24 protein-coding genes (1 of these 24 cut by a window edge) are annotated in these 21,801 nt (G+C 51.5%); 19 read left to right on the top strand and 5 right to left on the bottom strand.

Annotation, left to right across the window (positions count from 1 at the left end; all coding sequences use genetic code 11):
- Positions 1 to 13: 13 nt before the first annotated feature.
- From LDO05_RS15225 to LDO05_RS15215, 3 genes are all read right to left on the bottom strand, one after another.
- On the bottom strand, positions 14 to 238 hold the full coding sequence (locus tag LDO05_RS15225; RefSeq protein ID WP_251376188.1) for a hypothetical protein: 225 nt from the start codon (positions 236 to 238) through the stop codon (positions 14 to 16).
- 29 nt (positions 239 to 267) lie between these two features.
- On the bottom strand, positions 268 to 591 hold the full coding sequence (locus tag LDO05_RS15220; RefSeq protein WP_127200280.1) for a DUF5665 domain-containing protein: 324 nt from the start codon (positions 589 to 591) through the stop codon (positions 268 to 270).
- Between the two features lie 92 nt (positions 592 to 683).
- Entirely contained in the window at positions 684 to 1,166 is a 483-nt protein-coding gene (locus LDO05_RS15215; RefSeq protein WP_251376187.1) for a YtxH domain-containing protein, read from the bottom strand.
- Between the two features lie 225 nt (positions 1,167 to 1,391).
- Here LDO05_RS15215 and LDO05_RS15210 point away from each other — a divergent pair, with 225 nt between their 5' ends.
- Both LDO05_RS15210 and LDO05_RS15205 read left to right on the top strand, forming a co-directional pair.
- Positions 1,392 to 2,402 carry an asparaginase gene (locus LDO05_RS15210; protein ID WP_251376186.1) on the top strand — a complete coding sequence of 337 codons (1,011 nt, stop codon included), beginning with the start codon at positions 1,392 to 1,394 and terminating at the stop codon, positions 2,400 to 2,402.
- 167 nt (positions 2,403 to 2,569) lie between these two features.
- On the top strand, positions 2,570 to 3,289 hold the full coding sequence (locus tag LDO05_RS15205) for a pirin family protein (RefSeq protein WP_251376185.1): 720 nt from the start codon (positions 2,570 to 2,572) through the stop codon (positions 3,287 to 3,289).
- Positions 3,290 to 3,383: 94 nt separating this feature from the next.
- Here LDO05_RS15205 and LDO05_RS15200 read toward each other — a convergent pair whose 3' ends face one another.
- Positions 3,384 to 3,605, bottom strand: a complete 222-nt coding sequence (locus tag LDO05_RS15200; RefSeq protein WP_251376184.1) for a DUF1128 domain-containing protein — start codon at positions 3,603 to 3,605, stop codon at positions 3,384 to 3,386.
- Positions 3,606 to 3,720: 115 nt separating this feature from the next.
- On the opposite strand from LDO05_RS15200, the gene yyaC reads away from it, so the two are divergent.
- From yyaC to LDO05_RS15175, 5 genes are all read left to right on the top strand, one after another.
- Positions 3,721 to 4,305, top strand: coding sequence for a spore protease YyaC (gene yyaC, locus LDO05_RS15195; protein ID WP_251376183.1), 585 nt, complete (start codon positions 3,721 to 3,723; stop codon positions 4,303 to 4,305).
- Positions 4,306 to 4,349: 44 nt separating this feature from the next.
- The gene (locus LDO05_RS15190) at positions 4,350 to 5,144 is read left to right on the top strand and encodes an alpha/beta fold hydrolase (protein ID WP_251376182.1); all 795 of its coding nucleotides are present in this window, start codon (positions 4,350 to 4,352) and stop codon (positions 5,142 to 5,144) included.
- Positions 5,145 to 5,531: 387 nt separating this feature from the next.
- Positions 5,532 to 6,194, top strand: coding sequence for a DUF6483 family protein (locus LDO05_RS15185; RefSeq protein ID WP_251376181.1), 663 nt, complete (start codon positions 5,532 to 5,534; stop codon positions 6,192 to 6,194).
- Between the two features lie 30 nt (positions 6,195 to 6,224).
- The gene (locus LDO05_RS15180; protein WP_251376180.1) at positions 6,225 to 7,397 is read left to right on the top strand and encodes a class I SAM-dependent methyltransferase; all 1,173 of its coding nucleotides are present in this window, start codon (positions 6,225 to 6,227) and stop codon (positions 7,395 to 7,397) included.
- A gap of 1,713 nt (positions 7,398 to 9,110) precedes the next feature.
- The gene (locus LDO05_RS15175; protein ID WP_251376179.1) at positions 9,111 to 10,871 is read left to right on the top strand and encodes an O-antigen ligase family protein; all 1,761 of its coding nucleotides are present in this window, start codon (positions 9,111 to 9,113) and stop codon (positions 10,869 to 10,871) included.
- On the opposite strand, the gene LDO05_RS15170 is transcribed toward LDO05_RS15175, so the two are convergent.
- Positions 10,849 to 11,160 (bottom strand): dehydrogenase, encoded by a 312-nt coding sequence (locus LDO05_RS15170; protein WP_251376178.1) that lies wholly within the window; start codon positions 11,158 to 11,160, stop codon positions 10,849 to 10,851. The two genes, LDO05_RS15175 and LDO05_RS15170, sit on opposite strands and share 23 nt — an antisense overlap.
- A 138-nt stretch (positions 11,161 to 11,298) precedes the next feature.
- Between LDO05_RS15170 and uptA the strand changes: the two genes are divergently transcribed.
- From uptA to LDO05_RS15110, 12 genes are all read left to right on the top strand, one after another.
- A complete protein-coding gene (gene uptA / locus LDO05_RS15165; protein ID WP_251376177.1) occupies positions 11,299 to 11,916 on the top strand; it encodes an undecaprenyl phosphate transporter UptA in 618 nt (205 codons plus the stop codon).
- 2 nt (positions 11,917 to 11,918) lie between these two features.
- Positions 11,919 to 12,488 (top strand): thioredoxin family protein, encoded by a 570-nt coding sequence (locus LDO05_RS15160; RefSeq protein WP_251378751.1) that lies wholly within the window; start codon positions 11,919 to 11,921, stop codon positions 12,486 to 12,488.
- Positions 12,489 to 12,491: 3 nt separating this feature from the next.
- Positions 12,492 to 13,121 (top strand): MBL fold metallo-hydrolase, encoded by a 630-nt coding sequence (locus tag LDO05_RS15155; protein ID WP_251376176.1) that lies wholly within the window; start codon positions 12,492 to 12,494, stop codon positions 13,119 to 13,121.
- Positions 13,122 to 13,312: 191 nt separating this feature from the next.
- Positions 13,313 to 13,510 carry a hypothetical protein gene (locus LDO05_RS15150; protein ID WP_251376175.1) on the top strand — a complete coding sequence of 66 codons (198 nt, stop codon included), beginning with the start codon at positions 13,313 to 13,315 and terminating at the stop codon, positions 13,508 to 13,510.
- Positions 13,511 to 13,619: 109 nt separating this feature from the next.
- Positions 13,620 to 14,003, top strand: a complete 384-nt coding sequence (locus tag LDO05_RS15145; RefSeq protein WP_251376174.1) for an ATPase — start codon at positions 13,620 to 13,622, stop codon at positions 14,001 to 14,003.
- Between the two features lie 199 nt (positions 14,004 to 14,202).
- Positions 14,203 to 14,490, top strand: coding sequence for an Asp-tRNA(Asn)/Glu-tRNA(Gln) amidotransferase subunit GatC (gatC, locus tag LDO05_RS15140; RefSeq protein ID WP_251376173.1), 288 nt, complete (start codon positions 14,203 to 14,205; stop codon positions 14,488 to 14,490).
- Positions 14,491 to 14,517: 27 nt separating this feature from the next.
- Positions 14,518 to 15,972, top strand: a complete 1,455-nt coding sequence (gene gatA / locus LDO05_RS15135) for an Asp-tRNA(Asn)/Glu-tRNA(Gln) amidotransferase subunit GatA (protein ID WP_251376172.1) — start codon at positions 14,518 to 14,520, stop codon at positions 15,970 to 15,972.
- Positions 15,973 to 15,997: 25 nt separating this feature from the next.
- Entirely contained in the window at positions 15,998 to 17,437 is a 1,440-nt protein-coding gene (gene gatB / locus LDO05_RS15130; RefSeq protein ID WP_251376171.1) for an Asp-tRNA(Asn)/Glu-tRNA(Gln) amidotransferase subunit GatB, read from the top strand.
- A 1-nt stretch (position 17,438) separates the two neighbouring features.
- The gene (locus LDO05_RS15125) at positions 17,439 to 17,897 is read left to right on the top strand and encodes a GNAT family N-acetyltransferase (RefSeq protein ID WP_251376170.1); all 459 of its coding nucleotides are present in this window, start codon (positions 17,439 to 17,441) and stop codon (positions 17,895 to 17,897) included.
- 200 nt (positions 17,898 to 18,097) lie between these two features.
- Positions 18,098 to 19,906: a DUF4097 family beta strand repeat-containing protein gene (locus LDO05_RS15120; RefSeq protein WP_251376169.1), complete on the top strand. Its 1,809-nt coding sequence runs from the start codon at positions 18,098 to 18,100 to the stop codon at positions 19,904 to 19,906.
- A 119-nt stretch (positions 19,907 to 20,025) separates the two neighbouring features.
- Positions 20,026 to 20,451, top strand: coding sequence for a Fur family transcriptional regulator (locus LDO05_RS15115; RefSeq protein WP_251376168.1), 426 nt, complete (start codon positions 20,026 to 20,028; stop codon positions 20,449 to 20,451).
- Between the two features lie 100 nt (positions 20,452 to 20,551).
- A protein-coding gene (locus tag LDO05_RS15110; RefSeq protein ID WP_346657586.1) for a glycosyl hydrolase family 18 protein crosses the window boundary here: on the top strand, positions 20,552 to 21,801 show its 5' portion. It continues 481 nt past the right edge of the window; the window shows 1,250 of its 1,731 coding nt (coding positions 1–1,250); its start codon is at positions 20,552 to 20,554; its stop codon lies beyond the right edge, outside the window.

Below are 21,801 nucleotides of genomic sequence, written 5' to 3'. Positions count from 1 at the left end.
CCGGTGCTCTTCTTCATTGCTTGGGATCATTCTCAAGACCCTTCTCTTTGTCTTCCGTAACGGAGTCCATTTCATCCATCTCTTCGCCCAAACGCTTCAGGTCATCCATATCATTCACCATCGAGCCATTCTCAGCTTCATCGATGTCTTTGTGTTTGGGCACATTGCCTGCAGCTGCATCTATGATTTGATGACGGGTGTACTGTTCCTGTTCATCTTTTGGATTGTTGGAGCTCATGATTGAGGCCTCCTTTCTCGAGGGAAATGTTATTTCTTATACGCATCCATATAATGCTGAATATTGGCCAGGAATTCACCGATCAGCGGCATAGAGACGAAGAAGCTGGTGATCCAACCGAACAGGGCCAGGACCAGGGCGGTACCAATCGTAAGCCCAAGGCCGCGGGCCAGACCTGCGGTGAAGTTCGAGAACAGCCGCTTCTTAGGATTTGTATAATTCTCGATAATATCCTTGAAGTCCGATCTTTCCAGTGCATCCGCGATATCATCAAGGCGTGAATTGAGGCGCTTCACCTCATGCCTGAGTTCAAAGGGATGATCCTTGGTGTCATATTGTTTCAGTTCTCCCATTGGATCATTCACGTCCTTTCTCTAAAGTTAGGGATAAGAAATAGCCAGCGCTGAAGAAGGCTGGCTATTTCACAAGGGTCATCTATGCAAGATTAGTAAGATGCGCTTGTTTTATTATGAACTTCACGGGCAGTTTCCTGGGAAGCCTTGCGGATATCACTCGAAAGTTCATTCGAAGTATCTTTGGCTTCACTAGCCACCTCACTTGCAGAGTTCTTCGCTTCTTCCGATACCGTGGAAGCAGCCTGCTTCATCTCTTCGCCTACCAGGGAAGAGGCTGTTTTTACACTGGATACCAGCGTACTTGCACTCGTTCCTACTGTCTTCGCGAGATCTGTTGTTTTAGCTGTTACATTCTTAGCCAGATCCGTAGCCTTTTCTGTCACTACAGAAGCTACATCTTTGGATTTATCACATACTGTACCCCATTTGTCTGTCAGGTCACTGCGCATTTCACGACCTGTTTTTGGAGCGTAGAGGAGGGCTGCAGCTGCACCAAGAAGACCGCCAATGATCAAACCTTTAGTGAAAGTCGAACCGCTTTGTACCGGATAATCTGTTTCTGCTTTATTCATTCTAATCACTCCTTAATGGATTTATGTTATACAGGCTAAACGAATGAATCTGAGCCAGATCTGCTTAGTTCAGTCTGTATCTTGAAGAGTTATAGTCTTAAAGGCTCTGAGTGTCGCTCAGCTTACTTTGTATATAAACTCCATGCCTTTAGCTGAAACAAACAGGTATAATATACTGTAGATGGGTGGATTCAAGATCCGGATACGATAAGGAGACGAGTGGGAATGAATGAGGTTGTCCTGGTTCATGAGTTTCGTGCGGGCACCCTGGAGTGTGCCCATAGCGGTCATATAAGCATAGTTAATGAGAAAGGGGACGTGGTGTACTTTGCGGGAGATCCCGATTTTGTTGCCTTCACCCGTTCGTCCGCAAAGCCATTTCAGGCTATTCCGGGAATAAGAGCAGGCTTGATTGATCATTACCATCTTAAGGGAGAGGATGTGGCAATCATGACGGCTTCACATCGTTCCCAAGAGGTGCACGTACAGACGCTTGAGCGGTTAAGCGGCAAAATAGATATTGAGGAGCACTGCCTTGTGTGCGCGCCAAGTCTGCCGCTTGATGAGACAGCCCGGGAGGAGCTTCTACGTGCGAACGGGTATCGGCGCAGGCTGTTCCACAACTGCTCGGGGAAGCATTTTGGGGTTCTTGCCTATTGTAAAATGGCGGGTTATCCGCTCCAAGGTTATGATCAGCCTGAGCATCCGGTTCAGCAGGAGATACTCACTACACTAGCTGTGCTTGCCGAGCTGCCCAGGGAGAGCATAGGTCTTGGGACTGATGGCTGCGGCTTCCCTGTATTTGCTCTTCCGTTGTCTTCATTAGCCAAGGCTTATCTGAAGCTGGCTTGTCCGGACCAAATTCAAGACACAGCTACCCGCGAGGCGGTAGTTCAGATCACGGCTGCTATGAATGCCCATCCTGTACTGGTCGGCGGAAGCGGCCGGGTGGATTCCATACTGCTGCAGGATACAAATATTGTGGCGAAAGGCGGCTTCAAGGGGGTATACTGCTTCAGCCTGAAGAAGGAGCGGCTTGGTGTGGCCCTGAAAATTCTGGACGGCTCCGAAGAGGAGTGGGGACTGGTAGTGCTGAGAACTCTGGAGCAGCTTGATTACAACAATCAGGTTACATTGGAGCGGCTGAGATCGGCATTTGACACTGGCATCTACAATGATGCAGGGAAGAAAGTGGGATATGCCGAGGCTGATTTCGAACTGTCTGCTTCCCGTTAATATAAGATGAACCGACCTCTTGGAGGTCGGTTTTTTGCTGTCAAGTGCCCATGATTAGCCATTTAGTCTTAAGGGTAAGGAATAGCAAGAATGACCTGTATAGGACAATTAGAGACGCAGGTTCTCATATATGAGGTCCCGATCCAGGACCATGGAGGTTGATATTAATGATTAAAGTGATAACTTCGGATGAACGCCATACTTCAGACCTTGGATGGATTCATAGTGAATTCAGCTTCTCATTCTCTGACTATGAAGATCCAAGTAACGCTCACTTCGGATGTCTGCTTGCCCATAATGAGAATCTTCTAAAGCCGGAGCAAGGATTCAAGAACCACCCTCATCACGATCTTGAGATTGTCAGCTATGTGGTGTCGGGAGCGCTGGAACACCGTGATGATCTGGGTAACTCCCATCAGCTTAAGCCAGGCGATGTCCAGGTCATGAGTGCGGGCACAGGCGTGCGGCACGAGGAGAGAAATCCTTCGGGCAGCGAGGATGTGCGGTTCGTTCAGTTGTGGTTTTTGCCGGATCAGAGAAGTGAGTCTCCAACCTGGAGAGCCCATTCCTTCAATAAGGAAGACCGGCTCAACAAGCTGCTTCCCGTAGTATCCGGTAATGGAGCCGAAGGCACACTGGCCATAAATCAGGATGTAACCATCTATCTTGGCAGCCTCGAGCCGGGACAGACAGTAACTCTGCCCCGCCGGGATGAACGCAGGACTCATGTGTTTCTGATCGAGGGGAATACAGATTTGAGCTGTGGTGATGAGCAGCTGTCACTTAGGCCGGGCGATGCGGTCCGAATCAAGAAGAATGATGACATTACTTTCTCTGGCACAGGGAGCGGCGAGCCCGCAGAGCTGTTGATTGTGGATATGCCGTAAAAGCATGTCATGTCGACAAATAATCCATAAAATAAGAGTCCTCTCCGGTTGTATCTGAAGATACCCGAAGAGGACTCTTATTTGTATTTAGGATTTAGCTTCTGAGACTGCCAAGCTCTGAGGCGATGGCTTCCACCTCTGAGATGCTTAATCTTTCCTTACTCATCACGATCTCATATACCTCGTGTATGTCATCATAACGGTCGATAGAGAATGCGGAAGCCTGCATGGCAGCTCCGGTTGCCATTCTAAGCTTGTTCTTGATAGCCTCAATCATATATTCAACGTTCTCCTGGGTCTTCTGAGTCAGATCCAAACCTCTCATCCTCTCAAGCAGCGTATTATCGGTATTGTATCACTTTTGCGGCACCGAGAGAAGATAAGGTACAATAGCAGTAGAGCGAATTAAGCTGGGGGGAGAATGAATAAGGATGAGAGCAAGCAGACATCGTGTCCTGGACCAGGCTCTGGCACGCCGGAAATGGTCGGCAGGAAGCGAACTGACTGAATTCTTCAAGGAGGTATGGGAGCAGAATCAAGAAGAGAAGATAACCTTCTTATGTATTGGCACAGATCGTTCCTCGGGGGATGCGCTTGGCCCATTGACAGGAAGCAGGCTGATCCAATATGGCTTCACTCACGTGATTGGAACCCTGGAGCGGCCGTGTGACTCTTCAAATTTCAATGATTGTTTGAAAGCGATTCCAACAGATCATCAGGTTGTTGCTATTGATGCTTGTCTGGGCACGTCATCTTCGGTAGGTCACTACATTCTGGCCCGTCAGCCGCTGCTGCCAGCCCAGTCTGTTGGTGGTAATCTGCCTCCGGTAGGAGACTATAGTGTGGCAGCGATTGTAAATGTGAAGGGACCGAAGCCGTACTCTTCACTTCAGATGGCCTCCCTGTATCAGGTTATGGGTATGGCGGAGGAGATTGCAGGTGCGGTCGCTTTGGCTTTTGGCAGGATTACGGAATCGGCAAGCAAGCATGGTTCAGAGCTGGCAGTATTAGATTAATAGTAATCATCATCTACTACATATAAGCGAAAGAAGGTATATACATGAAGGACAAAACAAATATAAATGGAACGGCAATCGCTTACGAGGACCGGGGGGAAGGTGAAGTACTGGTTCTGATTCACGGATTCTGCGGAAGCTCGGCTTATTTCGAGCGGGTTATCCCTCTCCTGTCCAAGTCGTATCGCGTGATAACTCCTGATCTTCGGGGACATGGCTCATCAGATGCCCCACTTGGTCCTTACACGATGGAGCAGATGGCCGATGATATCGCCGGGCTGCTTGAGGCCTTAGGGGTAAGCAAGTATACGCTGATCGGACATTCTCTCGGAGGGTATGTCACACTCTCGCTTGTACAGCGTTATGCCCACCGGCTGAACGGATTTGGCCTGCTTCACTCTACAGGATATCCGGATAGCGAGGAGGCTAAGGAGAAGAGACTGAAGGCGGTCTCCACCATTCAGACTGAGGGGATCACCACCTTCATCGAGGGCCTTGTGCCGGGGTTATTCGCTGCTGAGAATGTGGAGAAGCTGGAAAGCGAAGTAAGCCGGGTAAAAGAGATTGGATACAGGACTCCTCCGCAAGGAGCGGCCGGTGCTGCTCTGGCTATGCGTGAGCGTCCAGATCGGACAGATGTATTATCCGCTTCAACATTGCCCCGTCTTCTGATCGCCGGAGAGAAGGATCAACTGATTCCATCCGAGAAGACGTTCACAGCCAAGGGAGCCAATGTCACAGAAGCACTTATACAGGGGGCTGGTCATATGAGCATGTATGAAGAGCCTGAGAAGCTTGCTGAGGTCATTACGGCATTCCTGAAGCAGGTTCATGCTTAATCCGGAGAATGACTAACGACATTTACCGTTAATAAGGTTAACGATGGTGGATGGAGTGGGTTGAACGGGATTGAGCAGGATGAGCAGGATTGAGCAGGATTGAGCAGGATTGAACTGAAATGAACTGAAATGAACTGAAATGAACTGAAATGAACTGAAATGAACTGAATTGAACTGAATTGAACTGAACTGAACTGAGCTAAAATGAACTGAACTGCAGCCGGGCGGCCCTTTGGGGTTTCCCGGCTTATTTTCATGGCGAGCTCCTTGGAGAAGCTGGTAATCGTCCTCGAAATAACTTAAAATTTTAACAATATAGATGGTTTGGTTAAGATAGTTCATAGCATATAGCTGGACAGGTTAGGCGAAGTGGAGAGGAGGGGACCTATGTTTAGAAGAGATTATATCCTTCGGATGATCGAAGAGATGTCTGGAGTTATCGGAACATTTCTTGGCTTGAAGCAGCAGAAGAAGCATACAGAGATGCTCTGGGAGCTGGATGAGCAGTATAAGAAGCATTTTCGGCTAACCCGTGAACTGCTGAATTCATTGTCTATCCGCGATATTATCGAGATGTTCCGCTATGGGGGTATCGTAGAAGCGGACCGGCTGCAGAGCGCTGCCTTGCTCATGAAGGAAGAGGCGCTGGTCTATATGGATAATCAGGAGACAGACAAGGGCCTTATCCGCTCCATCAAATCCCTTCATTTGTTCCTCTACGCGGCGCTCGAAGGAGCTGACCGCTCTCTGTGGAGCCTGGAGACTCAGGTGAGCGAGCTGGAATCCTTGGTGAAGGGATACCGGCTTCCCTCAGAGACAGAGAAGCTGTTGCTGCGGTATGAAGAGGACCGGGGACGCTATGACCTTGCAGAGAACGCATTGTACCGTATGATTGAACGGAGTATAATACAGCCGGATGAGGCTCGCGAATTCTATGAGCGTCTGCTTAAGCTTAGTCCGGAGCAGCTGGATAAGGGTGGACTGCCGCTGGTTGAAGTGGAGGAAGGTCTTGCGAATCTTAGCCGTGTTGAGAACTACCATACTAATTAACGATAAATGGAAAGTGAGCTGTCAACCATAATGGAATCGTTGCGGAAACTTGTACATCAATTAGCAGAGGATAAAAGCCTGATTTCTGCTACGCTCAGTCAGCGCCGCAAAGCTGGGGAAGTCAACTATACAAAGGTAGTGATCAAGCCTGTAGAGCTTAAGAAATCGCTGCATTACCAATTCGCTTTTTATTATGAGAATAAAGTTACTCACGAGAATATACCAGCACCGGAGCTGGAGCCCCGATTAATAACCTTGTTCGAAGAGACGTTCCGGCAGGGTCTGATCTGTACGGAAGAAGCGGATTATCAAGTGCTGATCAGCAAGAAGTTCAAGGTGTCCATCCTGACCAAGTCACCTTCAAAGAAAAGCGGCTCGCTCGCCCACAACCGGAAAAAGCAGTACATCCTTGAGGAAGGACGCCCGGTTCCGTTCCTGGTGGAGCTTGGCATTATGAATGAGGAAGGCAAGGTGCTTGCAAGAAAATACGATAAGTTCAAGCAAATCAACCGGTTCCTGGAGATGGTCCAGGATATTATTGTTCATCTGCCCGAGGACCGGCCGCTTACGATCGTTGATTTTGGCTGCGGTAAGTCTTATTTGACCTTCGCTTTGTACCATTACCTGTCTGTGGAGCAGCGGAGAACACTGAATGTGGTTGGGCTTGATTTGAAGGCGGATGTCATTGAGCACTGCAGTGCCCTGGCTACCCGGCTGAATTATTCCAATCTGCGCTTCCTTGTCGGTGATATTGCCGAGTATGATGAGCTGTCCCAAGTGGACATGGTGGTGACGCTGCATGCCTGTGACACGGCTACGGATGCGGCGCTCGAGAAGGCAATCCGCTGGAATGCTTCCGTCATTCTGTCTGTGCCGTGCTGCCAGCACGAGTTATTTGCCCAAGTTGAATCTCAGGTGCTGGACCCGCTGCTGTCCCATGGAATATTGAAGGAACGCTTCTCGGCGCTTGCAACAGACGCTATTCGGGCCAAGCTGCTGGATATTATGGGATACAAGACACAGCTGCTGGAATTTATCGATATGGAGCATACGCCCAAGAACATTCTGATACGGGCGGTGAAGGGCTCGGCTGGAGATCCGGCACAGCTGTGGGCTGAATACAGCGCTTTTCGCGATTTCCTTCACGCTTCACCTTATCTGGAGAAGGCTTGCCGGGATTTGCTGCCAGTTGACAAGGACTGAGAGGGATCATATTAGTAGTTTTTATTGGGGAAAGGGAAAAGTAGTATTTTCATCTAAATCGCCAGTATAAGATGGGCATAGCAATTGCTGCTGGACAAGAGTGTGGAATAAGGTGTAGAGGCGAAGAATCTTGGGGAGTTATGGGAAAATGGTGAAGCAGCCGGAGCGCGGCTGCCCTGAGTCTATCGCATGCCTGTATGACTTACGCGGAACCTCAATACTCAACTAATCAGCATACGGTTTGTAATAGCGGCTTAAGGTCAACACTGGAGACAGGGTTGGCCTTTTTTTGTGTCTTATGTATACAGGGAGAGGCGGATAGCAAGGAATAAGCCTGCAGGGAGGCTTTGAGGAGAGCTGGAGGGAAATTGGGAGAAACGTGGGTGGAGGCTCGGAAGGAAGCTGTGGATTTAAGCTTGAAGGGAAGGATCATCAGTTCATTTTAGTGGAGGGAGTAGGATGGGAAAGAGACAGCTGCAAGCAGGGATAGCAGCAGTGTATATACTTCTGCTGGTTGTTTCTTGTGTATATACGGGGTTCTATGAGGGCAGAGGGATGTATCCATGGATGGCGGCAGGCTTCCTCGTTATGACTGTAGTGATGGGACACCAGGCGCTAAGGTTGAGGGAAGCGCGGGGCTCATTTGAAAGCGGGGTAAGAGAGGCGGAACGTTATCGATCAGCCATACACTGGAGTGTGGTTAGTGGGCCGGGCCGTTCAGCTGGACTTTTGTTGGTGATCCCCCCGTTCATTGTGGCCGGGTTATATGGGGCGCATCTGCTCACCTCTCCGGTATCGATGCAGGGCACGCTGGATCAGGCCCTGCGCTGGGCCTTCTACGGCGTCTTCGCGGCCGGGCTCGCTTCGGCCGCGAAGCTGCCCGCAGCGCACGCCGTGCTGCGTGCAGGTCCGGCGGTCTGCGCCGCCATCCTCACCGCCGCAGGACTCGCGGCGGTGTGCGGCTTGGCGCAGCTGCCGCATGCGGTGCTGCGCACCGCAAGTGCAGAGCTGTCCGCCGCCGGAGCCCGGCTCGGCGGACTGCTCGAATACCCGAACACGCTGGGCGCGGTGTTCGGGGCACTGCTGCTCGAGCGGCTGGCCTCGCTCGTGCGCGCGGGTCACCGCGCAGCGCCGCTTCGCCAGGCGCTCGGCGCCGCGCTTGCGCTTGGCTGCGGCGTCAGCCTGCTGCTGACGGAATCGCGCGGCGCGTGGCTGTGCACGGCGGCCGGGTGGGCCGCCGCGTTAGCCTTGGCCAGCCGCGCAGCCCGGCGGCAGCTGCTGCTTCAGACCGCCATCCTTGGCGGGGGCGGTCTGTGGGTGTACCGCCAGCTCGCTGGAGCTGGCCTTGCCCCGGCGCAGCTGCCGGGGCTTGCGGGGCTGGCCGGCGCAGCGGCCTGCACGCTGGCGCTGTCTTGGGCGGCGCGCGCGCCCTGGCCCGCGCCGCGCCCCGGCGCCGCGCCGGCGTCCCCGCGCCCGCACACCCGCCACGCCGACTGGCCCGCGCTGCGCCTCGGCGCCTTGCCTGCGTCCCCGCGCCCGCACACCCGCCACGCCGACTGGCCCGCGCTGCGCCTCGGCGCCTTGCCCGCGTCCCCGCGCCCGCACACCCGCCACGCCGACTGGCCCGCGCTGCGCCTCGGCGCCTTGCCCGCGTCCCCGCGCCCGCACACCCGCCGCGCCGACTGGCCCGCGCCGCGCCCCGGCGCCCCGCCCGTGTCCCCGCGCCCGCACACCCGCCGCGCCCACTGGCCCGCACCGCGCTCCGGCGCCGCGCCGGCGTCCCCGCGCCCGCACACCCGCCGCGCCGACTGGCCTGCGCTGCGCCCCGGCGCCCCGCCCGCGTCCCCGCGCCCGCACGCCCGCCGCGCCCACTGGCCTGCGCTGCGCTCCGGCGCCTCACCCGCGTCCCCGCGCCCGCGCACCCGCCGCGCCCACTGGCCTGCGCTGCGCTCCGGCGCCCCGCCCGCGTCCCCGCGCCCGTGCATCCGCCGCGGCCACTGGCCGGCGCTGCGCCTCGGCGCCCCGCCCGCGTCCCCGCGCCCGTGCACCCGCCGCGCCCACTGGCCCGCCCTGCGCCCCGGCGCCTCACCCGTGTCCTCGCGCCGTAGCCATCCGCTTACGCTTCTGCCCTCGCGCGCTCCCCGCCGGTCTTCGCACTCGGCACCCAAGCGTCCGCTCCGCTGGGCGCTGGCGGCCGCAGTCTGTGCATGGGCTGGGCTGGCGCTGCTCTTTCCCGCGCCGGGCGGGGGAACCGTGCTTGTCCGCACCGGAACAAGCACGGTATCGGCACGGCTGCTTATGTATCGCGACGCCATGGATCAGATCGGGGACAGCCCGCTCTGGGGCCGCGGAGGTGAGGTCTGGAGGTCTGTATACCGGAGCATCCAGAGTCAGCCTTATGTCGGCGCCCAGGTACATAGCGGATATATCGACCTGCTTCTAGGCTTGGGGATCATCGGCGTGGCCGTAATTCTGACTTGGATTATCGGAGTGGGATTGCTGCTGCTCCGGAGAAGAAGTCTGTGGTTCGCCCCCTTTATTGTGCTAGTGCTGCACGCGGGGATCGACTTCGATATGAGTTATGGGCTCACCTGGCTGATCTTGATCTGGATCGCGGTGATCGGAACGAACGAGGGTTCCGTACAGCAGAGGAAAGCTCCACCAATGGTGTTTCAGACCACTTTTCTGCCGATGAGGCGTATCCCGACTCACATTCACCGGATTCAGCGGACAGTCTGGATATATATTAGAAGACTCACGGACTCTAGCCAGCCAAAGAGACAAAGGCTTCAAAAGCGGGGGAAGCTCCTCCTCAGATGGGCACTCCGGCTAATTCCGGCAGCTGCTGCAGTTGTCTTTCTTATGATGGGCGTGCTTAGTGTATGCCTTATGAAAAGTGAGCAGTTAAGCGGACAGGCCCTGCATCTCATCACATTGAACCGAGCTTCCGAGGCAAAAGGCCTGCTGAACAGAGCCGTCCAGCTAGGGCCTTACCGCTTCGGTCCGAGAATTTTACTCTCGGCTATAACAGATTCTGCCTATGCAGAAGGACTGCTCCGGGAAGGGATTAAGCATAATCCGCTGCAATCGGAGCTTTGGTTGGCACTTGGAAGAGTCCAAGTGGCCCGAAGCGATCCTGCTGCCATTCCTTCATTGGAGAGAGCGGCTTTGCTCGACCACTACAACAGCAGCCTGCACACGTCCATCTTAAGACAGCTCCACACACTGGCCCATAACTTGGACCGGGCTGGCCGATCCCATGATTCAGATCGTGCGGCTCGGGCTGGGCTTGCCTTATTCCGCCGTGATCAGCTTCTGGCTAATTCACTCAGCGCCATAAGGAACCTCCGGAATGACCGTCAGTTCAGCATAACGGAAGCGGCGAGAGAGCAGGCGTTAATTCTTGAGAGACACTTCTTCTCAACAGCAACCCGTCCGAATGGCCAAATTGCTATCCGCCAAAGGCATCTCTGAAGGACTCGCTCAGCTTCGTCCGGTCCACCTCCCACAGCTCCGCAAGCTCCTGGCTGACATGTTCATCCCACCAGTTGGCCAGGACCTTCCGGTTGCTGCTGTTCTCATGAATCCATATCAGATTTGCAATGACTTTGCGGTAATAAATGTCTTCACCTTCCTTAAGTTTGGCATCAGGAATATAGATTTTCATGCGTTTGACCGTTCGGTACAATTCTTTGCTGCACCCGCGGCGTATTCGGCGCGGGGATGGCAGGGCTGATTTATGCTTATCCTGAAAAGCTGGCATATGATCGACTCCTCTCTCCACAGCATATGCGCCCGTCTTTGCGGCGGATACCCCAGCCCGCTGCACATAGTAGAATGCATGTACCGCGCTATGATAGAATAGGCTGTAAATAGAAAATAATGAGAGAGTGGGTCGAAAGTGGATATCATATCAAGTGTAATTCAACAGTTGTTTGAAGCAATTCGGGGACTTGGTTATTTTGGTATTGTGCTCGGTCTGGCTATTGAAGTCATCCCAAGTGAAATTGTCCTGGGGTATGGGGGATTCCTCGTATATAAGGGAGATCTTAATTTCTACTGGGCTGTCTTCTTTGGTACGATAGGAGCTTTAATCCAGCAGTGGATTTTGTATTTCATCGGCCGCTTTGGAGGACGTCCCTTCCTGAACAGGTTTGGTAAATACATCAAGATCAAGCCTCACCATATGGATATCGCGGAGAACTGGTTCAACAAATACGGGGATGGAATTGTCTTTACCGCCAGATTTGTTCCGGTCATGAGGCAGGTTATATCCATACCGGCGGGAATTGCCAAGATGTCATTCATGCGCTTTTCTGTACTTACCGTGCTTGCCTCAATTCCTTGGTCGTTCCTATTTGTGTACCTCGGCAGCGCTCTGGGTAACCAATGGGAGCATATTCATGAGAAGGCGGCACCTTACATAACGCCGATCCTGCTTATTGCTCTTGCTGTTCTGATTGTATATGTTCTGTATAAATGGTATTCCAACAAGAAGAAGAGAGGAGATGCTGTATGAGCATCGCTAAACATAATGTAAGCTACAAATTCCGGACTGGCTTGACCCCGCAGCAATTTATAGATGGAATGACCAAGAACAAGGAAGCCTTTGAATCTGGATACAACCAGTTTGAATGGCCGAGCGAAGAGGATCGGGAGTTTTTTGAAAGTCTGAACTACCGGGATGATATTCGGGTGCTGATTCTTGCAGCGGATTGGTGCGGAGATGTGGTTCGTAATATCCCTGTTGTATTTAGGGCGCTTGAAGTATCGGAATGGCCGGTTGAAGTTCTGATCCTGGAAGAGAATCTGGATCTGATGGATAACTTTCTGACTATGGGCGGACGCTCCGTGCCTGTTGTAATCTTCGCGGATACAGGCGGACATGTGCTTGGACAGTGGGGACCGAGGCCCAAGCATGTGCAGGAGGTCATGATCCGGTTCAAGCAGGAGAATCCGGACCGCGAGGCTGCTGATTACGAAGAGAACCTCCAGCAGGCGCGCAAGCTGATAATGGAGAAATACGGGGAAGGAACCGAGGTTCATGCGGTCATTGTTTCTGAGCTGCGCGACCTGGTTTCCGGGCTGTAAGCGATGCTGAGAATCGAGAGCTTTTCCCTAGGCCCCCTGCAGACTAATGCTTATCTAATCCGGGGAGAGGATGATAATAAAGCCATTATCATTGACCCTGGAATGAATCCCGCTGCCCTGATTCGCCGGATTGAGAATCTGGAGATTGAAGCGATCCTGCTGACCCATGCACACTTTGATCATATTGGCGGAGTGGATGAGATTCGCCGGGCGAAGAACTGTCCGGTATATCTTCATTCCCTCGAGGCCGAATGGCTGGTTAATGCCAAGCTGAACGGGTCGATGCGCTGGACAGAGGTTACCGCTCCAATAACTACGGCACCCGCAGAGTTTGATCTTGCTGAGGGGCAGAAGCTGACTCTAATAGGACATGAGTTCACGGTATATCATACTCCCGGACATTCTCCCGGAAGCGTGAGCTTTCTTTCAGGTGATGACCTGTTCTCAGGCGATGTGCTCTTCAAGATGAGTATTGGCAGGACCGATCTGCCTGGCGGCCGTGAACGTGATCTATATGATTCCATTAAGGGCAAGCTGTTCCGCATGCCGGATGAGGTTAAGGTCTACCCGGGTCATGGACCCAAGACCACGATTGGCTTTGAGAAGTCTAACAACCCTTATGTGTCCCAGTGAATATCCGGTATATGTCAGATTACGCCTTTCTTTTGTCAAAATAGTGTGAAAAAGCTGGACAACCATAATCACCTTTGCTAGAATGTATGTTAATTGAATGTTACTAACTACGCGAAGCACGCAAGCTGTGGAATCAATCCCGGTTTGCGTTCTTTTTTTTCCTTGAATATAGTGTTTTTATTGGAGGAGTCATGATGGAATTTAATAGGACATCTTCTTTTGATTGGCGGATGGCAACGGATCGGACCCGGAATCGGGGTCTTGAACGATCCGCCCCGGATGGGCGGATGCCCGGCTGGAGAAGGGCTTCAGACACAGGCATGGGTATTGCACAGCCGTGGCGTGAGAGGCTGGAGCTTTACCGGAAAGCCTCTTTTTATAAACGTTAATATAATGTTCAAAAAATAGCCGACAGCGTTCTCCCTTTTTCGTGGACATTCCTATCTATTTTTAGTAGGATAATGTAATAACATGAACATCATATCAGGGAGGTAGACGGTGCTGCGTTTAGGAGAGAAAATTATTATCGTCGCTGACGCCTTTGAGCAGAATCTTCCTGTCGGAGGATACGGTTATATTATTGCTTATGATCGTAATCCGGACAACGCATTCGATTATGTCGTCCGATCTCCGAAGACCAATCGGAATTATTTCGTTCCATCGAGCGATATTGAGTCAGAGCAATCTCTGATTCAACAGGAAGTAGATCGTGTAGAACGTGAAGCGCTGATTGACTTCGCTCTTAGTACTCATAATGAGAAGCTTTTCCTTCAGGTTATGAATGGGGAGATAGAGCGGTCGGAAGAAGAAGAGGAAGCGGTACAGGAAGCTATGTCTCAGGCAGAATTTATCAAACAGGTAAATTTGCGTGCTTGGATTTAATTTAAGAAGGGCCTGCGGATGCAGGCTCTTTTTTTGTTCGGTATGATGAAGTGGAGCCGGTTCCAATTGAAATATAGGCTTATCTACAATATAATTATACGGATTATATGGATTGTGCTACAGACTTTGAGAATGGACATGCTGTACAATGATCAAGCAGGCTCGGCCGATCAGAAATCATTAGGAGGGAACGCCCGAAATGAGTATCCAGACAAAAGATGTTGAACATGTAGCGAGGCTGGCAAGATTGAATCTGACTCAAGAGGAGAAAGAGACATTCACAGAACAGCTTAACTCCATTTTACAATATGCGGACAAATTGAAGGAACTGAATACAGACGGAGTAGAGGCAACTACGCACGTCCTGCATCTCAGCAATGTGATGCGCGAGGATGTCGTGAAGGAAAGTCTGCCAGCGGAGAAGGTATTCCTGAACGCGCCTGACGAAGAAGACGGGCAGTTCAAAGTGCCGGCCGTGCTCGAATAGAAGGAAGATTGAAGGGAGGATTTTAACGTGTCATTATTTGATTTGCGTTTGCAGGAGATACATAACAAGCTTCATGCCAAGGAGCTGTCCGTATCCGATCTGGTAGGTGAGGCTTTCACTGCGATTGGAGAGAGGGATGAGCGGATTCAAGCCTATCTTACACTGGATGAGGCGGGAGCGCGCGCTGCGGCGGCACGTCTGGATAACAAGCTCGTGTCAGGCGAAGAGAAGGGTCTGCTGTTCGGGCTTCCGGTCGGAATCAAGGATAACATGGTGACAGAGGGGCTGCGCACTACATGTGCAAGCCAGTTCCTGTCGAATTACAACCCGATCTATGATGCGACCTCGGTGCTTAAGCTGAAGCAGGCCGATACTGTAACCATTGGCAAGCTGAACATGGACGAATTCGCCATGGGGGGATCGAATGAGAACTCCAGCTTCCAGACTACCCGCAATCCCTGGGATTTAAGCCGTGTGCCTGGTGGCTCCAGCGGTGGTTCTGCTGCGGCGGTTGCCGCGGGCGAAGCTTATTTCACTCTTGGTTCTGATACAGGCGGATCTATTCGCCAGCCGGCATCCTACTGCGGTGTTGTCGGTCTTAAGCCGACTTATGGACGCGTGTCCCGGTACGGCCTGGTTGCTTTTGCGTCCTCTCTGGATCAGATCGGTCCAGTCACGAAGAATGTGGAAGATGCGGCTTACGTGCTTCAAGCTATTGCGGGCTATGATTCCAAGGATTCTACCTCTGCTAACGTAGAGGTTGCGGATTATATCAGCGCATTAACAGGCGATATCAAAGGGCTGCGTATTGCAGTTCCGAAGGAGTATCTGGAAGGCGTTGATCCGAAAGTCAAAGAAGCGGTTCTGGAGGCTCTGCGCGTGCTTGAAAGCCTTGGGGCTGTATGGGAGGAAGTATCCCTGCCGCATACCGAATATGCGGTTGCCGCTTATTATTTGCTGGCCTCTTCCGAGGCATCTTCGAACCTGTCAAGGTTCGATGGGGTAAGATATGGCGTTCGTGCCGATCATGCCGGCAATCTGCTGGATCTGTATCATGAATCCAGAAGCCAGGGCTTTGGCCCTGAGGTGAAGCGCCGGATCATGCTGGGAACTTATGCGCTCAGTTCGGGTTACTATGATGCTTATTATTTGAAAGCCCAGAAGGTGCGTACTCTAATCAAGAGAGATTTCGATCAGACGTTCGAGAAATACGATGTCATTATCGGACCTACAGCGCCTACCACAGCATTCCCGCTCGGGTCACAGGTGGATGATCCGCTTACGATGTATCTGAATGATATTTTGACCATACCGGTGAGTCTCGCAGGGGTTCCTGCGCTGAGTGTACCATGCGGATTTGCAGACGGGCTTCCTGTCGGGCTGCAGATTATCGGCAAAGCGTTCGATGAGAGTACAATTCTGCGAACCGCTCACGCTTACGAAGTTCACACCGAGCACCATAAGAAGCGCCCGGTTCTATAATACAGAGGTATTTAGGAGGTATCCCATGTCAACATCGAAATATGAAACGGTGATCGGGCTGGAGGTGCACGTGGAGCTGCATACGAAGTCCAAGATCTTCTGCGGCTGCTCTACGGAATTTGGCGCTCCCCCCAACACGCATACGTGTCCCGTATGTCTGGGACATCCCGGTGTGCTGCCTGTCCTGAACCGTCAGGCGGTAGATTATGCAATCAAGGCGGCGATGGCGCTGAATTGCGAGATCGGTGATGTCAGCAAATTTGACCGGAAGAACTACTTCTATCCGGATTCACCCAAGGCCTATCAAATTTCGCAGTTTGATCAGCCGATCGGCTTGAATGGTTATATCGATATTGAAGTGAACGGAACCACAAAGCGAATTGGAATTACCCGTCTGCACCTGGAAGAAGATGCGGGTAAGCTGACGCATGTCGATGGGGGATATGCTTCCCTGGTAGACTTTAACCGGGTAGGTACTCCGCTGATTGAGATCGTATCCGAGCCGGAGATTTCTTCTCCTGAAGAAGCTCGTGCCTATCTGGAGAAGATGCGCGCAATTATGCAGTACTGTGATGTATCTGATGTCAAAATGGAGGAAGGCTCGCTCCGCTGTGACGCGAACATCAGCCTACGTCCTCACGGGCAGAAGGAGCTTGGCACCAAAGCGGAGCTCAAGAACATGAACTCCTTCCGCGGCGTGCAGCGCGGTCTGGAATATGAACAATTCCGCCAAGCTGAAGCTTTGGATGAAGGTGAAGAGATCGTTCAGGAGACCCGCCGCTGGGACGAAGCCCAAGGCAAGACCCTGTCCATGCGCGGCAAGGAGCAGGCTCATGACTATCGTTATTTCCCGGACCCGGATCTGGTGAAGATCTATATCGATCAGGATTGGAAAGACCGGATCAGAGCCACGATTCCTGAACTGCCGGATGCCCGAAAAGCGCGTTACACGAATGAGCTTGGGCTTCCGGACTATGACGCCGGTGTAATAACCTCATCCAAGCCTGTGGCTGATCTATTCGAAGAGAGTCTTAGCTATACCTCAGATGCCAAGTCCGTAGCGAACTGGATTATGGGAGATTTGCTTGGATATTTGAACAGTACAGGTCAGGAGCTGTCTGAAGTGAAGCTCACCGGTCAAGGGTTGGGTGAGATGATCGGGCTTATTGAGAAGGGGACCATCAGCAGCAAGATTGCGAAGACTGTATTCAAGGAAATGCTCAGCAGCGGCAAGCTGCCGCAGACGATCGTTGAGGAGCAGGGACTTGTCCAAATTAGCGATGAAGGCGCGATACTTGCCATCGTTAACGAGGTTATTGCCGAGAATCCTGCATCTGTTGAAGATTACAAAGCCGGTAAGGATAAAGCGATTGGGTTCCTTGTTGGACAGGTGATGAAGCGCAGCAAAGGGAAAGCCAATCCAGGGCTCGTGAACAAGCTCCTGGTGGATGTCTTGAAGCAATAGCATGATATCCAACATCTCGCTGCAGGACCTGGACATGGTAGAACAGGTATGGCTGCTTCAGCACTTGGCTTTTCGGCTGGAGGCCTCGGCGATTGGGCTGACGCAAATACCCCACTTGCCTGAGACCTTTGAGTCACTGTCACAATCCGAAGAGACATTCTACGGTGAAATTACGGATGACGGGGACTTGCTTGGTGCTATAGCGGTGGCGGAAGATTCCCCCGGGAGACTGATGATTACCAGGCTGATGGTTCAGCCGGATCATCTCCGGAAGGGCATTGGAAGCAGGCTGCTGCGGCATGTGCTCGAGCATCATCCCCACATCAGGCACTTTATGGTGAATGCGGGCATACGGAATCATCCGGCCATGGAGCTGTACCAGAAATTCGGATTTGATCCTGTCAAATCCTATATGGCTGATTTGGGTGTTGAACTTTTGTTGATGCAGCGGGATGGATGATTGCTCATCCAGGTACTGGCTTTAATCTCCCAGGCGGGGATGTAACAAGGGGAACTGAACCTGCTCCTTGTTATGTTCGCTTCTGGGAGATTTTTATTTTCTCCAGTGAGTTCCAAGTTACTTGCATGAGTAGGATCGGGTATTATCTATAAGGAGAGAGACAAAGAGAGAATTATTATGTGGGAAAGGAGCCACCTAACATGTCCTTGAACCTTCCGGGCGCGTCTGAAGGAGAAGTGACGGGTCAATCTGCCAAAAGCAGACCAGGCTTTAAGCCAAGGCGGCGCAAGCGCAAGTTCATTGCCGGACTGCTGGCAGCACTTTTCCCAGGCCTCGGTCATCTGTATCTGCGTATGTTTCGTACAGGAATACGATTAATATATTTAGTTGTAATTGATGTCTCCGCCATCTTGTATTTTTCTTCCGTACGCTTCGGGGTTAATGTGCCGCTGCTTATTTTACTGGCGCTTCTGATTCCGGTTGTATACTTCTACAGTGTGTACAGTGTATTGCAGAATACCGACGCATTGAACAGCAGATATGTCCGTGAGGACACAGCTGAGCCTAAGAAAATTATGAGCCATCTGGGTTTTGGATTGCTGCTCATTGCTGGAGGCCTGCTTGTGTTTGCCTTCCATCTCAAGCCGGTCTGGCTGAACGGGTTCTTTCAGTATAATGCAGGGTACTGTATAGCCGCTGTATTTATAATTTCAGGCGTATGGATGATTGTTCGTGAACTTCAGCGCAGGCTTATCCGTACAGGGCGCTTCACAGCCTCGTTAATGGTTATAGCCCTGGGAATCCTAATTATACTGGATCAATGGCTCATGCAGGATTACCTTCTGTCGTTGTTGAAGTGGTGGCCGCTCATGCTGATCCTGATCGGGATTGAGTATATTGCTCTTATCTTGTGGAAAAGGCTCAAGCGTCCTAATCAGAATCGAAAGCTCCGATTTGATCTTGGTGGTCTGCTTCTCTCCTTGATTCTCGGAGTCTCCGTATTTGCCATTACCCAGCAGGATCACTACCTGCATCTGTGGAACCGGGTCAGCCTTGATCTTACGGCAGCGGGTTCTGAATTTAGCGATGAGAAAGGGTATAAGGAGGTCCGGGATCCGATCTTCATTCCTGTTGATATCATAACCTCAGAAGTTAGAATCGATGGAATTAATGGACGAATTGCCATTGAGCGGGCACCGGTGGATGATATTATTGTGAGACCTGTAATCTGGATCGATAGAGCTCAGGATGAGGATGCTGAGACCATCGCCAAGGATACCATCATTCAGACCTCTGAAGGGGCTAAGGTAGGAATAGCGGTGCAAGATCGTACTTATGGTGCCTCGGGAAGCCGGCATCCGAGAGTGAACCTTACGGTAGTCATTCCAGAGAGCCGCAAATTCGACTTCAATATCAGTACCACCAATGGCGGGATATCTATGGTAAATATAGAAGCGGTATCGGATATTTCCCTCCAGACCGGTAGGGGGAATCTCTACTTGAATAAGGTCACAGGAGATGTTACGGGTAAGACGTTAGGCGGCAGGGTCGAGCTTCATAATGTAACAGGGAAGGTAGACTTCGAGACCTTGGGAGGCAGAATGATTGGCATGGATATTTACGGCCCCCTCAAATTTAATACCATGATAGGTGATATTTCCATCGTTCACGCGGGGGATGACATAAGCGCCAATACAAGAAATGGCAATATTTCTGTGGACGGAGTCTATTACAAACTGCAGGCAGAGTCTCTCAATGGTCAAATCCGGATTCGCTCTCCTATTATAGGAGGAGATTGGACAATCTATAGTGCAGTGGGGGAGATTGATCTGCGGATTCCCGCGCATGGCAATTACTCTCTAACGGGGTCAAGCGGATATGGGGAGATTAAGACGAATTTGCCTTTTGATATTGATAACATGACAATCAAGGGCGGGGCTGCGGAAGGTAAGTATAAAATTGACGTAGAAGGCAACAGTGATCTGAATGTCCGCAAATATACGAACTGAATGGCAGCCGCGCCGGGTGCCATGTTCCGTTGACAAACGAATTCGTGTAAACGTACAATAAAGTTAGAGTTAGAATAATTTAAGCAGGACTTAAGTAGTAGATAAAGGCGGTGGACTTCATGACTACGCGCGTTCAGAATGCACTAGACCAACTGAAAATCAACGGTGTCCGCATTACGCCGCAGCGTCACGCCATTTTGTCTTTTTTGATGGAATCTATGGGACATCCGACTGCGGATGAGATTTACCGGGCATTGGAGCCGCGTTTTCCAAGTATGAGTGTAGCGACAGTGTACAACAACCTTAAGATGTTTCTTGAGGCTGGCATGGTTCGTGAACTCACTTATGGCGATAATTCCAGCCGGTTCGATGCTGATGTATCAGATCACTATCATGTGATATGCGGAACCTGCGGCAAAATAAAGGATTTCTCGTATGAACCTTTGACAGAAGTAGAACGCAAAGCGGAAGAAAGCACCGGATTTCGAGTGTTTGGACACCGGATGGAGTTCTATGGTGTATGTGATGATTGCCGGGAACACTGAGCGCAGTGACCAATATAACGTGCGGAATTCCCTTGGGAGTTCTTCACGTTTTTTTGTTTTTATTAAGCAATTAAGCAATAACTAACGGAGGTACAGCATATTGAGGAATCGCGTGAACCCACAATCTATCAGGCCGGGCAGGAGAAGGAGGAAGTCCAGGGCCGGTAAGCTTCTTTCCATCGTATCCATCGCCTTGATTGCCTTGGCCGTCTTGTATTTCATTATTCCAAATTGGCAGCATACCCAGCCCGACTGGAGATCGATGAAGAAGCCGATTTTTATACAGGGGGAAGTCATGAAGTATTCAGCGGCGGGTGCTGGAGACAGTCTCAAGCTGCCGCTGCCGGTGATCCAGCAGGAGATTGATCCCAATATCCGTTATGAGAAGAAGACCGAGTCGGTCATCATAACCACCTCCAAAGAGCTCGTTCATGTCAAGATAGATCATAAGGATGCCAAGCTCAACAATAAGCCGATTAAGCTTCTGTTTGCACCGGTAACTGTAGATGGAATACAGTATCTGCCCATATCTTTGCTCAAGCAGGTGTACGGAATTGAATGGACAGAGGACAAATCTACAGGTGCGGTCCTGGTGTTGAAGGCAGGAGAAGAGATCCAGTCGGCAAAAGTAACCGGGGGATCATCCACCGACCCCGTCTCCCTTAGAGCAGAGGACAGCATTCATTCACCTATACTGCAGGACATGACGCCGGGGACTGTAGTACGTGTGATTCGGAAAGTAGGAGATTGGACATTCATCCAGATGAATAACGGATATTCAGGGTATGTCCCCAAGAAGAATCTTACGCTTACTGACACAAGGAAGGTTCCTAGAGTTAAGGAGATTCCGAATAGAGCCCGTCAAAAGTGGAACTCTAAGAAAGTGAATCTTGCCTGGGAAGCTGTATATCAGAAGCCGCCTGATCCGGGCACCATTGGTAATCTCCCGGGAGTGAACGTTGTTAGCCCTACCTGGTTCCAGATCATGGACGAAAGCGGCAATGTCCAAAGCAAAGCTGACGAGCTGTATGTGAAATGGGCACACGATAACAAAATGCAGGTATGGGCGCTGTTCAGCAATGCATTTGATCCGGACCGGACGACCAAAGCCCTCTCCACCTTTGAGAACCGGCTGCGCTCCATCGTACAGATTCTGCACTATGCGAAGCTGTACCAGCTCGATGGCATTAATATTGACTTTGAGAACGTATATACGAAGGATGGGGATAACGTAACCCAGTTCGTGCGTGAGCTCATGCCTTTGGCCAAAGAGCAGGGACTTGTAATCTCTATTGATGTTACGCCCAAGTCGAATAGTGAGATGTGGTCCGTATTTCTGGACAGGAAGGC

This window comes from Paenibacillus sp. YPG26, assembly GCF_023704175.1.
GTDB lineage: Bacteria > Bacillota > Bacilli > Paenibacillales > Paenibacillaceae > Fontibacillus.
Note: the sequence above shows the minus strand (reverse complement) of the source record. Positions and strands in the feature narration are given on the sequence as shown.